Origin of the sequence: Actinomycetospora straminea, assembly GCF_028737255.1 — a bacterium.
Lineage (GTDB): Bacteria > Actinomycetota > Actinomycetes > Mycobacteriales > Pseudonocardiaceae > Actinomycetospora > Actinomycetospora straminea.
In genome coordinates, this window is record NZ_JAQZAN010000001.1 from 476,461 (window position 1) to 491,167 (window position 14,707).

Consider the following 14,707-nt stretch of genomic DNA (forward strand, 5'->3'; position numbering starts at 1 on the left):
GGCGCGCGGCCGTGCTGCGTCGGAGCCGGCTCTGCGTCGTCTCAGCGCACCGCCGAGACGAGGCCCGCCAGGCGGTCGGCGACCTCGCCGGCCACGACCTGGGTCGGCGCCTCGACCATGACGCGCACGAGCTGCTCGGTGCCCGACGGCCGCAGCAGTACCCGGCCCCGGCCACCCAGCTCGGCCTCGGCGGCCGCGACCGCGTCGGCGACCTCGGGCGACGAGCCGACCGCGGCCTTGTCGGCGACCGGCACGTTGACCAGCACCTGCGGCAGCCGGGTCATCACCGACGCCAGGTCGCCGAGCGTGCGTCCGCTCCGCGCCATGCGCGCCATGAGCCGCAGCGCCGTGAGCAGGCCGTCGCCGGTGGTGGCGTGCGCGGGGAGCACGACGTGCCCCGACTGCTCGCCGCCGAGCGCGAACCCGCCGGCCCGCAGCTCCTCGAGCACGTAGCGGTCGCCGACCGCCGTGGTGCGCAGCGCGACCCCGGCGTCGGCCATCGCGAGGTGCAGGCCGAGGTTGCTCATCACCGTGACGACGAGCGTGGCGTCGGTGAGCTCGCCGCGCTCGAGCATGTCGAGGGCGAGCACCGCGAGGATCTGGTCGCCGTCGACGACGCTGCCGTCGGCGGCCACCGCGAGGCACCGGTCGGCGTCGCCGTCGTGCGCGATCCCGAGGTCCGCGCCCTGCTCCACCACGGCGCGGGCGAGCGCGTCGATGTGCGTGGAGCCGACGCCCTCGTTGATGTTCCAGCCGTCCGGGTCGGCGTGCAGCGCCGTGACCCGGGCACCCGCGGCGGCGTACGCGCGCGGGGCCGCCGCCGACGCCGCGCCGTGGGCGCAGTCGACGACGACGTGCAGGCCGTCCAGCCGGGTCGGCGTCGCGCCCGCCAGGTGCTCGACGTAGCGCTCGAGGGCGTTCGGCACGTCCCGGACGCGGCCGATGTCGCGCCCGGTCGGCCGCGGCCCGGCACCGCCGGACGGGGTCGCGGCGGCCTCGCGGACGTGCGCCTCGATCTCGTCCTCGACGGCGTCGGGCAGCTTGTGCCCGCCGGCGGCGAAGAGCTTGATGCCGTTGTCGGGCATCGGGTTGTGCGACGCCGAGATCATGACGCCGAGGTCGGCGTCGAGCACGCCGGTCAGGTACGCGACCGCCGGCGTCGGCAGCACGCCGACGCGCAGCACGTCGGCACCCGCCGCGCTCAGGCCCGCGGTGACCGCGGCCTCGAGCATCTCGCCGCTGGCGCGGGGGTCGCGACCCACGACCGCCACCGGCCGCGAGGCCGCGCCACGGCGACCGTCGGCGCGGGCGTGCTCCGCGAGCACGCCCGCCGCCGCCGCCGAGACGGCGGTCGCCAGCTCGGGCGAGAGGTCGCCGTTCGCCAGGCCCCGGACACCGTCGGTGCCGAACAGACGGGGAGCGTGGCCCCCCATCAGCGCTTCGAGTACTGGGGCGCCTTCCGGGCCTTCTTCAGGCCGTACTTCTTGCGCTCCGTGGCCCGCGGGTCGCGGGTGAGGAACCCGGCCTTCTTGAGCCCCGGACGGTCGTCGGGGTCGACCTCGGTGAGCGCGCGGGCGAGCCCGAGGCGCAGCGCGCCGGCCTGCCCGGAGGTCCCGCCGCCGTGGAGGGTGGCGTAGACGTCGAACTGCTCGGTGCGCTCGGTGACGACCAGCGGCTCGCGGATGAGCTGCTGGTGCACCTTGTTCGGGAAGTACTCCTCGAAGGCCTTCCCGTTGCACACGATGCGCCCGCTGCCGGACACCAGGCGCACGCGGACGATGGCCTTCTTGCGACGGCCCACCGTCTGGACGGGGCGGTCGATCCCGGCGAACACCGGGGCGGCGGTCTCGCCGAACACGTCGGTCTCGGCGGCGTCGCCGTCGGCCTCGTCGCCGTCGGTCACGACGTCGGCGAGGACCTCGTCGTCGCCCGGCTCGTCGGTGGCGGAGGTCGGCGTGCCGCCCACGGCGGCCTCGGCGCCCTCGGGGAGGTCGGCGGCCTCGGCGAGCGTCTGCGCCGCGTCGTTGTCGGCGACCTCGGGCAGGTCGGCTGCGTCGTCGGGGGTGGTCACTGGCTCACCTGTCGAATCTCGTACGGCACCGGCTTCTGCGCGGCGTGCGGGTGCTCGGGGCCCGCGTAGACCTTGAGCTTGCTGGCCATCGCCCGGCCCAGCCGGTTCTTCGGGAGCATGCCCTTGACGGCCTTCTCGACCAGCCGCGCCGGGAAGCGCTCGAGCTCGTCACCCACGGTGCGGGCCTTGAGGCCGCCCGGGAACCCACTGTGGTGGTAGACGAAGCGGTCGTCGCGCTTGCTGCCCGTGAGGGCGATCTTCTCCGCGTTCACGATGATCACGAAGTCACCGGTGTCGACGTGCGGTGCGTACGTGGGCTTGTGCTTGCCCCGCAGCAGCTGGGCGCTCTGGCTGGCCAGGCGCCCGAGGACGACGTCGGACGCGTCGATGACGTGCCAGGCGCGATCGATGTCGCCGGGCTTCGGACTGAACGTGCGCACGGAAGCTACCTCGTCACGGACGGCTGGGCGGGCTCGGCGCAGAGGCCGATGTGTGGTCGAGCGGGCGCGGGACGTACACCGCGCAACGATCCTCCAGGGTACGCGTCCCTCCTCCGAGCACGCCGACCACCCCCCGCAGGACCGATCACGGCTCAGCCGCGGAACATCATGCCGACCCGGCGCTCCGCGTCCTCGTAGCCCTCACCGGCCTGCTGGGTGTTCGCCGCGATCTTGTTGAGCAGCAGGTTCAGGTCCTGCCACGCGGTGTCGATCTCGTGCTGCTGGGTGCGGTAGAAGTCCGACGACGCGCCGTCCCACACGGCGAGCTGGCCCACCGCGGTGCGGATGTCCGCCAGCTCCTGCTCGATCTGCGCCTGGGTGGTGCGGATGTCCTGGGCGGCCTGGGCGATGGCGCCGAAGCGCACCTTGATGTTGTCGGGGCTGGTCATCTCGTCCTCGTCTCCGGTGTCTCGGGAGGGGTCTCGGGCGGGCTGGGCGCCGGGCTCAGCGGCCGTCGAGGGCGCTGCTGATGGTCCCGGCGGACGGGGCGGTCGGGGCGCCGCCACCGGCGCCGCCACCGTCGCCCAGGACGTTGAGGAGCCGGCTCATGTCGTCCTCCGTCGCCTGGTACTGCACGCCACCGGCGCGCACCCGGCCGGCGATGCCCAGCAGCGCGTCGTTGATGCGCTTCGCGTCGGTGGACCAGTTGGCCATCGTCCCCTGGAACGCGGTGGAACCCCGGCCCTGCCACTCGGCGACGAGCGGCTCGACGCGCCCGCGCAACGCCTGGAGCCGGCCCTGCAGCTCCCCGTTGATGGTCTCCAGCCGGTTGGCGACCTCCGTCATGACGCCGGTCTGGGTCCCGAATCCTCCAGCCACGCCGCACCTCCTCTCCTCGCGGGGCGCCCGCCCCGTGTGCTCGCCTGCGGATCGAGCATGACGACCGCGCGGGCGGCGTGGTGGCCGTTTCGGAGAAGTCAGCCGGCGGGTTCGAGGGTCTCCACGACCTGCTCGCAGGCGGCGAGGACGCGGCGCGCGTCGGCCTCGTCGGTGCCGTGCCGGCAGCCCACGCTCACCATCGACGGCGACGACAGCACCACGAACCAGTCGACCCGCACGCCCGGCGCCGGGTCCTGGCGGTAGCGCGCGACGTCGCGCCCGCCGAACTCCGCGCGCGGGTCGTAGTCGGCCACCGGGTCGCCCGCCGCGCGGGCCGCCTCGTACTGGGCGGCGAGCTGGTCGCGGGCGCGGTCCGGGTCGGTCGCGGCGGCCGGGTCGAGCGGGTTCTCCTGCACCGCGACGAGGTCGGTGCCCCGCGGCGCGTCGGTGGGGCGCAGTAGCACCCGCCGAGCCGCGGGGTCGCCGCCCGCGAGGACCCAGCCCAGCGGCGCGACGAACGCCTGCCCGCCGACGACCGTCGTCGTGCCTGTCGGGCCCTGCAGCGCGCGGGCCCCGAGCACCACCCCGGTGACCAGCGCGACCACCGCCAGCAGGGCGACGATCACCGCGCCGACGCCCACCCGTCCCCGCGCCGGTGGTCGGGGTCGGCGCGCGGGCAGGCGCCGGGACCGGACGGGGCCGTCGGGCTCGAGGGGCGGCACCGGGTCGGCGGGGCCCGTGCGGTCGGTGGGGTCGGAGTCGTCGCGGCCGACCCGCCGCACCGGCAGCAGCGCGTCGCGACGGCCGGGCGACGTCGGGGTCAGCCAGTCCGGGCTCGCCTCGGGCCCGTCGACCCGCCCGCCCAGGTCGTCGGTGACCTCGCCCCCGCGCGGCGCGGGCGCCCACACCCGCTCGGCCGGGGGCAGCTCGACCGTCGGCGGATCCAGCAGGGGCCCCGCCGCCCCGGTCCACGCCCCGGTCCACGCCCCGGCGGCGCCCGTCACGGCCGCCCCCACCGGCGCCGCGACCGCCGGGACGCGCGGCCTCGGCGGGCCCGGCACCGCTCCCGATCCCACACCCGACCCCGCACCCCCCGGCCGCGCCGCCTCCTCCTCGCGCGCCACCACCAGCGCGCCCCGCGCGACGACCAGCCGGGGCTCGGGCGCGACGGTCGCGGGCACGCCCAGCTCGCGGTGCACGAGCGCCGCGAGCAGCGGGATCCGCGCGCCGCCGCCGGTGAGCCACACATCGTCGAGGTGCTCGGGGCCCGTGCCCGCGGCGGCGAGGGTGTCGGCGAGCAGATCGACGACCCCGCGCAGCGCCGGGCGCAGCACCTCGATCAGCTCGCCGCGTGAGAGCCACGAGGCCGTGACCCGCCCGGGCAGCGGGACCGCGGCCTGCTCGGCGTCGGAGAGCTGCTCCTTCGCGGCGCGCACGTCGTCGAGGAGCACCTGGCGGTGCCGGCGGTCGGCGAGCGTGGTGCCGGCGACCACCTCGCGGACCCGGTCGACGTCGGCGTCCGGCTCGTCGCCCAGGGTCGTGAGCAGGTGGCCGAGCAGCAGGTCGTCGGCGTCGTCGCCCCCGAAGCGGTCGTCGTCGCGGTGGGCGAGCACCGCCGCGCCGCCGCAGCGCCCGGGCTCCGGGGCGAGCACGGTCGCCGACGCCCCGCGGGCGCCGAGGTCGAGCACCGCGAGCGGCTGCGGTCGCGCCGTGTCGCGGGGCCGCATCCACGCCGCGTGGGCCGCCGCCGCGACCGGCTCCGCGACGAGGGTGAGCTCCTCGGCCAGCCCCGACCCGGCCCGGCGCAGCACCTCGCGGCGCCCGCCGTCCCAGCCGGCCGGGTGCGTCAGCACGAGCCGGCGCGGGCGCCCGCCGCGCAGCAGCGGCCCGGCGCGGTCGAGCACCCCGGCGAGCACCGCGCCCCACGCCTCGGACACCCCCACCACGCGTGTGCCGAGCAGCAGGTCGGGCTCGTCGACGCGCAGCCGCGGCGTCGGCTCGTAACGCGACGGGTCGGTGACCGCGAGGCGCCGGGCCTCGGCGCCGACCGCGAGCGCGGTGCCGTCGGCGGGCGCGAACACCGCCGCGAGCTCCACCGGCGCGCCCTCGCGGGCGCGGACGTCGGCGGGGTCGACGGTCTCGACGGGCTCACGCGGGGGCGCGGCGTCGACCGCCGCCGCCACCGTCGTGACCCCCAGGTCGATCGCGACCGTGGGGCCGTCGCTCACGGGTCGGCGCCGGCCGCGCCGGCGGGACGGACCGGGCCCGTGATCGGCGGGTCGGGCGCGCGCCACCCCACCTGCACGAGGCGCTCGCCGTGCCGGCGGCCCACGAGCCAGCCCCGCCCGGGCGGCTGCGGGCCCGGGCGCACGGAGCCGAGCAGGACGCCCTCGTCGCGGCTGCCGCTCATGACGATGCCCGGCGAGGAGAGCTCGCGCAGCCGCGCGAGGACCGGCTCGTACATCGCCCGCGACGCCCCGCCGGTCCGGCGCGCGACGACGAGGTGCAGGCCGACGTCACGGGCCTGGGGCAGGAGGTCGAGCAGCGCCGCGAGGGGGTTGGTGGCGGCGCCGGCGACGAGGTCGTAGTCGTCGACGAGGACGAACACGTCCGGCCCGGTCCACCACGAGCGCGCCCGCAGCTGCTCGGGGGTGACGTCGGGGCCGGGCAGGCGGCGCTGCAGCGAGCCGACGAGCTCGCCCATCGCGTCGGTCAGGGCCGGTGCCGAGGACGTGTAGGAGATGAGGTGGTCGCTCGCGACGGCCCCGAGCAGCGAGCGCCGGTAGTCGACGATCACGAGGCGCGCCTGGTCGGGGCGGTACCGGGTGACGATCTGGTGCGCGAGCCCCCGCAGCAGCGCGGTCTTCCCGGACTCGGCGTCGGCGTAGCAGACGAAGTGCGGATCGGCGGCGACGTCGAGCAGCACCGGGGCCAGGCGGTCCTCGGACAGGCCCAGCGGCAGCAGGTGCGGCGGGCCCTCGTCGGCCCCCGGCAGCGCCTCGGCCCCGACGAGCTCGGGCAGCAGCCGCACCCGCGGCGCGCCCGGCCCGGTCCACGCGGCGGCGACCCGGGTGACGAGCTCGGCGGTCGCGCGCCCCAGGTCGGCGGCGTCGGCGACCCCGTCGAGGCGGGGCAGCGCGGTGAGCACGTGCAGCTTGTCCGGCGACAGGCCGCGACCCGGACGCCCGGCGGGCACGACGGCCGCGGTGCGCCGGTCGACCTCGGACTCCGACGGATCGCCCAGGCGCAGCTCGAACCGCGTGCCGAGCAGGTCCTTGAGCGCCGGGCGCAGCTCCGCCCACCGGCTCGCGGTGATGACGACGTGCACGCCGTACGACAGCCCGGCCGTCGCCAGCGAGATCACGGTCTGCTCGAGCTGCTCGTGCTCGCTGCGGAACGCGTGCCAGCCGTCGACGACGAGGAAGACGTCGCCGAGCAGGTCGCTGCCCCCGGTGCCGGGCGCGAGCTCGCCGCGTCGCCGTCGCGCGCGCAGGTCGGCCATCGACTCCACCCCGGCCTCGCGGAACCACCGCTCCCGGCCTGCGAGCAGCGCGGCCACCTCGGCGACGGTGCGGCGCACGAGGTCGGGCTCGCCGCGCCCCGCGACCGCGCCGACGTGGGGCAGCCCGGCCAGGCCCGCGAGCGTCCCGCCGCCGAGGTCGACCGCGTAGAACTGCACCTCGGCCGGGGTGTGCGTCAGGGCGGCGCCGGCGACCAGGGTGCGCAGCAGCGTCGACTTCCCCGACTGCGGCCCGCCGGCCACGACGACGTGCCCCGCCGACCCGGCGAGCTCGGCCCACAGCACGTCGCGGCGCTGGTCGTAGGGCCGGTCGACGATGCCCACCGGCACCGCGAGCGCCCCGTTGGCGGGAAAGCCGGGGGCGGCGAGGCCGCGGTCCGGGGTCTCGGTGAGGGGCGGGAGCAGGGCGTCGAGCGTCGCCGGGTCGGCCAGCGGCGGCAGCCACACCTCGTGGGCGGGCGGGCCCTGGCCCCGCAGCCGCTCGACGACGACGTCGAGCACCGACGGCGTCCCGCCACCGGCACCGCGCGGGACCGACGGGCCGTGCGGGCCGATGACCGCGGGCGGGCCGGGGGCGCGGGCCTCCAGCACCGTCGGCGCGGCCGGCTCGACCCACCGCGCCGAGAACGGGCGCGGCGAGGACTCGCGGGAGACCGGGGAGGGGTCCGGGGCGACCCGCTCGGCGCTGCGGTGCGGCGCGGACACGTAGCCGGCCTTGAACCGGACCATCGACGACGACTCGACCTTGAGGTAGCCCGACCCCGGCACCGGCGGCAGCTCCGCCGCGTCGGGGACGCCGAGGACCGCGCGGGAGTCCGACGCCGAGAACGTCTTGAGGCCGATCCGGTACGACAGGTGCGAGTCCAGGCCCCGCAGCCGCCCCTCCTCGAGGCGCTGCGAGGCGAGCAGCAGGTGCATCTGCAGCGACCGTCCGAGCCGCCCGATGGCGACGAAGAGCTCGGCGAAGTCGGGCTTCTGGCTCAGCAGCTCGGAGAACTCGTCGACGACGACGAACAGCGTCGGCAGCGGCTCGAGCGGCGCGCCGTTCTCCCGCGCCCGCTCGTACTCGGTGACTCCTGCGAGGTTGCCCGCGGCGCGCAGCAGCTCCTGGCGGCGCTGCATCTCCCCCGCCAGCGCGTCCTGCATGCGGTCGACGAGGCTCAGGTCGTCGGCGAGGTTGGTGATGACGGCCGCGACGTGGGGGGCCGGCGCGAGCCCGGCGAACGTGGCGCCGCCCTTGAAGTCGACGAGCACGAGGTTGAGCGCCTCGGACGAGTGCGTGGTGATGAGGCCCAGCACGAGGGTCCGCAGCAGCTCGGACTTGCCCGACCCGGTCGCGCCGACGCAGAGCCCGTGCGGACCCATGCCCTCCTGCGCGGCCTCCTTGATGTCGAGCTCGACCGGCTCCCCCTCGGCCGACACCCCGAACGGCACGCGCAGCCGGTCGCGCAGCGGCCGCGGGCGCCACGCGGCGGCGACGTCGAACGTGTCGGGCTCCCCGTCGACGCCGAGCAGCTCGAGGATGCCGGGGCTGGTGAGCAGCGGCTCGTCCTCGCCGCCCGCGACCACCGGCGTGCGGCACGGCGCGAGCCGCCGGGCCAGCGCCTCGGCCTCCGCCGCGCCGAGGACGTCGGGGCGGCCGAACCACTCGGTGCCCTGGCGCCCGACGGCGCCGATCCGGCCGTCCCCTCCCGCGTCGAGCACCAGCCCGAGGCCGCGGCGCGCGGTCAGCGTGCCGAGCGAGTCCGACAGGTCGACGACCGTGACCGCGCTGAGGCCCTCCTCGAGCAGGAGCGTCTCGGTGCCGGCGACCTCGGCGTCCTCGAGCACGACCACCACGTGGCGGGTGTCCGCGGCGGGCGCGGCGCCACGGGCGAAGCGGGCGCGCCCGGCGAGCTCCGGGGCCAGCCACGACTCGATCGCCGCCAACGACGACGTCACCATCCGCACCGGCCCGGCGCCGTCGGTCAGGCGCGGGTGCGCGACGTGGGGCAGCCACTTCACCCACTCCCACTCCGCCCGCGCGGGACCGGTGGCCGCGACCGCGACGACGAGGTCGTCCGGGCTGTGGAACGTGACGAGCTGGGCGACCAGCGCGCGCACGAGCCCGCGGCGGGTCGCGGCGTCCGCGCCGCCCACCGCCACCGACGCGAAGGCGCGCAGCGACACCGCCGTCGGCAGGTCCGGGACGATCGAGTGGGTGCGCACGAACCGGCGCAGCGCGACCGTCGACACCGGCTCGAGGTCGTCGACGGGGCCGGTCTGCGGGGGCACGAGCGCGGTCGCGAGGCGCTGCGAGCCGCGTCCGACGCGCACGTGCGCGAAGTCGGCATCCGCGGGCCGGCGCTCCCACATCCGCGGGCCCCGGGCGAGGCCGACGAGGGCCGCGGGGTCGGGGTGGGTCCATTCGAGGGCGCGCCGCTGCTCCACCGCGGTCTCGCGGGCCCGGCGGCGCATCTGCGCGAGGTAGCGCAGGTAGTCCTTGCGGTCCTCGTCGGCCTCGGCACGGCGCTGGCCCCCGCCGCGGGTCACGCCGCCCGCGACCATCCCCAGCGTCGAGAGCGCGAACATCCCGCCGAAGAGCCACGAGGTGGGGTTGTCGACGCCGATGACGACGATGAAGCCGAGCGAGCCGACCACCATGAGCAGCGGCAACAGGCGCAGCAGCGGCGAGGTGGGCACCGCGCGGGGGATCTCCGGGGGCGCCTCGAGGTGCACCTCGCCCGACGGCACCGCGGGGGGCGCCAGGCGCGCGGCGCGCCGGAAGACCCGTGTGCCCATCGCCCGATCCCCCGTTCCCCCGATCGCACCACCCCGTCCCCTCGGTCCGGCCATACTAGGGAGCCGCGGGCCGCGCCGGGTCCGTCTCGAGCAACAGCACACCCGCACCCCGGGGCGGGGAGGGAGCGCATGACAGGCACGGCCCGGAACGGTCGCGGTGGCGGTGCCGGCGGCGCCGGTGCCGCCGCACTGCCCGGGACGCCGACGGGCGCGCAGGCGCGGGTGGCGCCGGCGGCCGAGCGGGCGTCGCTGCCCGCCGGGTCGGGCGCGGTCGCCGCGGCGAGCCGGGTCACGGTGCTCGCGCCCCGCACCCGCGTGGACGTGGCGCTCCCGCCCGACGTCCCGCTCGCGGACCTCCTGCCCGTCCTCCTGGACATGACCGGCGAGTCCGCGGCCGGCGCGCGCGGCGGGGGCTGGACGCTCGCCCCGCTCGGCCAGGGCCCGGTCGACCCGTCGCGCACCCTCGCCGCGCTCGGCGTCCTCGACGGCGACCAGCTGGTCCTGCGTCGCCGCGCCGACGCCGCCCCGCCGCCGCTGTTCGACGACGTCGTCGACGCGGTGGCCGAGGCGACGCCGGCGAGCTACCGCGCGTGGGGGCCGGGGCTCGCGCGGGTGCTCGGGCTGTGCGGGCTGGCGCTGGGCCTCGCGGTGGCCGTGCTCGCCCTCGTCGTCGCCGGGCGCGCGCCGGGCACCGCGGGCGGGCTCGGCACCGCCGCGGTCGCCGGGGTCGCGGCGCTGGGGGCGTTCGCCGCGGCGATCGTCGGCACGCGGGTGCTCGACGACGCCGGCGCGGGGTCGGTGCTCGCGGTCGGCGCGGTGGCGCTCGCCGGGGTCGTGGGCGTCGCCGCCGTGCCGTGGGCCGCGCCGGGGCCGCTGACCGCGACGTCGGGCGCGCCCCAGCTGCTGCTCGGGGCCGCGCTCGCCGCGGTCACCGCCGCGACCTGCCTGCTCGCGCTGGGCAGCGCCGGGCGCACCGGGGTCGCCGCGCTGCTCGGCGTCCTCACCGCGGCCGTGCTGCTGGTCCTCGCCGCCGGGGTCGCCACGGTCGTCGACGCGGGCGACGCCGCGGGCATCGCCGCCGGGGCGGGCGCGCTGGCGCTCGTCGCCTCCGCGCTGCTGCCGCGCACCGGCATCGCGCTCGCCCACCTCCCGCTGCCGCGGGTCCCCGGGTCGGCCGAGGAGCTCGCCGACGACCCCGGCGTCGCCGAGCACGCCGACATCGAGCGCCGCGCCGACCGCGCGCACGCCGCCCTGTCGGGCCTGGTCGTGGGGTGCGGCGCGGTGACGGCGGGCGCGGTCGCGGTCGTCGCCCTCGCGCCGGCGAGCGGCTGGCGCGGCGTCGCCGGCTGGGTCCTCGCCGCGCTGCTCACCGTGCTGCTGGGGCTGCGCTCGCGGACCTACGCCAACGGCGTCCAGGCGGTCGCGCTGCTCGTCTGCGCCCTGCTCGCCGGCGCGGGGCTGCTGGTCGGCTGGCTGCACGTCGCGCCGCCGCTGGTCGCGGTGCTCGCGGTGCCGGCGACGGCGCTCGCGGCGGGCGCGCTGGCGCTGGTGCTCGGCGTCGTCGTGCCCCGCCGGCGGTTCTCGCCGGTCGCGCGCCGGGCCGTCGACGTCGCCGAGGCCGTCGGGATCGCCGCGGTGCTGCCGATCGCGCTGGCGGTGATGGACCTGTACACGGCGATGCGGCTCCTGTGACCCGCGCCCCGCTCGCCCTGACGGTGCTGCTGGTGCTGGCCCTCGCCGCACCCGCGCACGCCGCCCCCGGGCCGGGCGCCGCCCCCACCCCACCCCTCGCCGACCCCGCGGCCCTCGCCGCGCTGGACCCGGATCCCGACGCCGTCCCCGGCGCCCGCCGCCTCGCGCCCTGCCCCGAGCCCCTCGCGCCGGCCACCACCGGGCTCGCCGTCGCCGACCTGCCGCCCGGCCCCGACCCGGCCGCCGCCTGGACCGCGGGACGCGGCGAGGGCCAGGTCGTCGCCGTGGTCGACACCGGCGTCGCCGCGGTGCCGCGGATCGACGTGCAGGACGGCGGCGACTTCGTCGCGGGCGACTCCGGTCTCGACGACTGCGACGGGCACGGCACCGCGGTCGCCGGGGTGATCGCCGCCGCCCCGGCCCCCGACGACCTCCTCGTCGGCGTCGCCCCCGGCGCCCGCGTCCTCGCCGTGCGCCAGACCAGCGCCTTCTGGGGCGGCCCCGACGGCCCCGGCGTCGGCGACGTCACCACGCTCGCCCGCGCCGTGCGCCACGCCGCGCAGACCCCGGGGGTCGGGGTGCTCGCGCTCGCCCTCACCGCGTGCCGCACCCCCGCCGAGGCCACCGACCCCGCCGCCGCGCCCGCCCTCGGCGCGCTGCGGGCGGCGCTGCGCCAGGCCGCGGACCGGGGCGTCGTGGTGGTCGCGGCCGCCGGCAACACCGGGCCCGGCTGCGCGCCGAACACCGGCGGCGAGCTGCGCAGCGTCCCGGTCCCGGCCTGGTTCGGCGACGACGTCCTGGCGGTCGGCGCGGTCGACGACGCGGGCGCGCCCGACCCCTCGTCGCTCGCCGGGCCGTGGGTCGACATCGCCGCCCCCGGCCGCGCACCGACCTCGCTCGCGGCCCGCGGAGGGCTCACCACCGGCCTCGCGGGCCCCGACGGCGCGACGGCCCCGTTGGTCGGCACGAGCTTCGCCGCGGCGCGGGTGGCGGGCGCCGCGGCCCTGCTGCGCGCGCAGGAGCCCGAGACCCCCGCCCGCGAGATCGCCGCGGCCCTCGTCCGCTCGGCCGCCCCGCCGCCCGGCCTGGTCCCCGGCACCCGGGACGACGCCGTCGGCTACGGCGTGCTCGACGCGGCCGCCGCCGTGCGGGGCGACCCGCCGCGCACCGGGCCCGAGGTCACCCCGGAGACCCCGCCCGCCCCGCCGGCCCCGAGCGCGCCCCCGTACGGCTGGATCGCCGGCGGCGCCCTGCTCCTCCTCGGGGCCCTGGCGGTGGCCGCCGCGGTCCGTCGCCGGCGGGGAGGGACCTCGTGAGCGTCATCGTCGCCCCCGCCCGCGCTCCTCTCACCGCCCAGCGCCGGCCCGCCGGGCCCTCGCTCGGCCCGGTGCCCCTGGCCGCGATCGTCGTCGTCGAGGTCGGCCTGGCCCTCGCGGTGGCCCTCGTCGCGGTCGACCGGCGGTTCCTGCCGCTCGCCGGGGTCGTCCTGTCCGCAGGCCTGCTGGTCGGCCTGCTGCGGGTCCGCCGGCGCTGGCTCGTGCAGTGGGTCGGGCTCGCGCTGCGCTTCCGGCTGCGGGTCCGGCAGCGCGAGGCGGAGCCCGCCGACGCCGGGGACGACGCCGACCCGCGCCTGCGGGTGCTGCGTCTGCTCACCGGCGACCTCACCGTCGCCACCACCCGCGACCACGACGGCCGCGAGGTGGGCCTGCTCGGCCACGGCGGGGGCTGGAGCGCCGTCCTCGCCGTCGAGGCCGCGGGGCCCGACGGCACCGCGCTCGTCCCGGGCGACGCCGACGCCGGCGCCGCGTCGTTCCCGCTCGCGGCCCTCGCCGGCTGCCTCGCCGACCGGGGCGTGGTGCTCGACGCCGTGAGCGCCGTCTGGCACTGCCGCCCCGTCGCCGGGGACACGCCCGCCGCCGCGGCCTACCGGGAGGTGCTCGGGTCGCTGCCGCCGCTGGCCCGGCGCGAGGCGTGGCTGGTCGTGCGCCTCGACCCGGCGCGTTGCCCCGACGCGGTCGCCGAGCGGGGCGGCGGCGTCCTCGGCGCCCACCGCGCCGTCATCGGGGCGCTCGCGCGGATCGGCCGGGTGCTCGCCGACCACGGGACGCCGGTGCGGCCGCTCTCCGCCGAGGACGTCCTCGACGCCGCCACCCTGGCCGCCGACGCGGACGACGAGCCCGCGCGGCTCACCGAGCACTGGCGGGCGGTGGTCGTCGGCGAGGTCGGCCACGCCGCCTACGCCGTCACCGGCTGGCCCACCGGGGCGGTGCCCGAGCGGCTCACCGGCCTGACGGTCACCACCGGCCGCACGTGCACGCTCGCCCTCACCCTCGAGCCCGACCCGCACGCCGGCCGCGAGGGCCGCCCGGACGACGATGCCGTCGGGCTGCGCGGCACCGTGCGCCTCACGGCCGACACCCCCGACGCCCTCGAGGAGTGCGGCCGCGAGCTGGTCGCCCGCGGGCACGGGCTCGGGGTGGCCCTCGACGCCCTCGACGGCCAGCAGGCCGCGGCCCTCGCCGCAACGCTCCCGCTCGGGGCCCTGCCGTGACCACGCCCGGGCCGCCCGGGTCCGTCGGCCGCACCGCGCCCACCCGCGCCGAGCCCGAGCTCGCGCCGACCTTCTCGGTGTCGCCCGCCCTCCTCGACGCCCTCGGCCCGCCCGTGCGCCCCGCGGGCGTGCTGCTCGGTGCCGACCCCGACGGCGAGCCGGTCGCCGTGTCCCTCGTGCGTCCCGAGCCGACGCGCGTCGTCCTGCTCGGCGGGCTCTACCTCGCCCGCCAGGTCACGCTGCGCGCCGTCGCCACGGGGACGCGCGCGGTCGTCGTCACCGGGCGCCCCCCGGCGTGGGAGGCGGTGCGCCGGGCCGGCGCGCACGACGGCGACGACGAGGGCGACGACGAGGGCGACGACGAGGGCGTGCGCGTCGTCGGCGAACCCCCGCCCGACCTGGCCGTCCCCGACGGCCCGCCGCTGCTCCTCGTCCACGACCGCGGGGCGACCGCGCGCGGCCCCTCCCCCTCGCGGCGCTCGTGGCAGACGACGCTCGTCGTGCTCCCGTCCCTGGTGCCGGCCGTGTCCGACCTCGCCGACGACGCCGACCTCGTCCTGCTCCAACGCCTGCCCCCGCACGAGGCCGAGCTCGCCGGGCGGCTCTGGCGGCTCACCCCGGCGATGACCGAGACCCTGCGGACCCTCCCGGATCGAGGCGCCGTCCTCCTCGGCCGCAACCTGTGGCGCCGCGTCGACCTCGTGACCGGCCCCCGCGAGTCCGCGATCCTGGGACCGGTGCGCCGCGGCGACTAGCGTGACCGGCGTCAACCC

The 14,707-nt window shown here is 78.7% G+C and carries 11 protein-coding genes; 4 read left to right on the forward strand and 7 right to left on the reverse strand.

Annotation, left to right across the window (positions count from 1 at the left end):
- Window positions 1–41: 41 nt before the first annotated feature.
- The 7 genes from glmM to eccCa form a co-directional block, all read right to left on the reverse strand.
- Window positions 42–1,433 (reverse strand): phosphoglucosamine mutase, encoded by a 1,392-nt coding sequence (glmM, locus tag PH190_RS02215; RefSeq protein WP_274229869.1) that lies wholly within the window; start codon window positions 1,431–1,433, stop codon window positions 42–44.
- Window positions 1,433–2,071 carry a 30S ribosomal protein S9 gene (gene rpsI, locus PH190_RS02220; RefSeq protein ID WP_274229870.1) on the reverse strand — a complete coding sequence of 213 codons (639 nt, stop codon included), beginning with the start codon at window positions 2,069–2,071 and terminating at the stop codon, window positions 1,433–1,435. The genes glmM and rpsI overlap by 1 nt, the downstream gene beginning before the upstream one ends.
- A complete protein-coding gene (gene rplM, locus PH190_RS02225; protein WP_274229871.1) occupies window positions 2,068–2,511 on the reverse strand; it encodes a 50S ribosomal protein L13 in 444 nt (147 codons plus the stop codon). The genes rpsI and rplM overlap by 4 nt, the downstream gene beginning before the upstream one ends.
- A gap of 152 nt (window positions 2,512–2,663) precedes the next feature.
- On the reverse strand, window positions 2,664–2,960 hold the full coding sequence (locus tag PH190_RS02230) for a WXG100 family type VII secretion target (RefSeq protein WP_274229872.1): 297 nt from the start codon (window positions 2,958–2,960) through the stop codon (window positions 2,664–2,666).
- A gap of 55 nt (window positions 2,961–3,015) precedes the next feature.
- Complete coding sequence (locus PH190_RS02235; RefSeq protein WP_274229873.1) at window positions 3,016–3,390, reverse strand: WXG100 family type VII secretion target; 375 nt, start codon at window positions 3,388–3,390, stop codon at window positions 3,016–3,018.
- Window positions 3,391–3,488: 98 nt separating this feature from the next.
- Window positions 3,489–5,618: a type VII secretion-associated protein gene (locus PH190_RS02240; RefSeq protein ID WP_274229874.1), complete on the reverse strand. Its 2,130-nt coding sequence runs from the start codon at window positions 5,616–5,618 to the stop codon at window positions 3,489–3,491.
- Window positions 5,615–9,691 carry a type VII secretion protein EccCa gene (gene eccCa / locus PH190_RS02245; protein ID WP_274229875.1) on the reverse strand — a complete coding sequence of 1,359 codons (4,077 nt, stop codon included), beginning with the start codon at window positions 9,689–9,691 and terminating at the stop codon, window positions 5,615–5,617. The genes PH190_RS02240 and eccCa overlap by 4 nt, the downstream gene beginning before the upstream one ends.
- A gap of 129 nt (window positions 9,692–9,820) precedes the next feature.
- Here eccCa and eccD point away from each other — a divergent pair, with 129 nt between their 5' ends.
- Genes eccD through PH190_RS02265 form a run of 4 tightly spaced genes read left to right on the forward strand, consistent with a single transcriptional unit; the run spans window position 9,821 to window position 14,689 of the window.
- A complete protein-coding gene (gene eccD / locus PH190_RS02250; protein ID WP_274229876.1) occupies window positions 9,821–11,383 on the forward strand; it encodes a type VII secretion integral membrane protein EccD in 1,563 nt (520 codons plus the stop codon).
- Complete coding sequence (locus tag PH190_RS02255) at window positions 11,380–12,699, forward strand: S8 family serine peptidase (protein WP_274229877.1); 1,320 nt, start codon at window positions 11,380–11,382, stop codon at window positions 12,697–12,699. The genes eccD and PH190_RS02255 overlap by 4 nt, the downstream gene beginning before the upstream one ends.
- Complete coding sequence (gene eccE / locus PH190_RS02260; protein ID WP_274229878.1) at window positions 12,696–13,934, forward strand: type VII secretion protein EccE; 1,239 nt, start codon at window positions 12,696–12,698, stop codon at window positions 13,932–13,934. The genes PH190_RS02255 and eccE overlap by 4 nt, the downstream gene beginning before the upstream one ends.
- A complete protein-coding gene (locus tag PH190_RS02265) occupies window positions 13,931–14,689 on the forward strand; it encodes a hypothetical protein (protein WP_337993786.1) in 759 nt (252 codons plus the stop codon). Before eccE ends, PH190_RS02265 begins: the two co-directional genes overlap by 4 nt.
- Window positions 14,690–14,707: the final 18 nt, after the last annotated feature.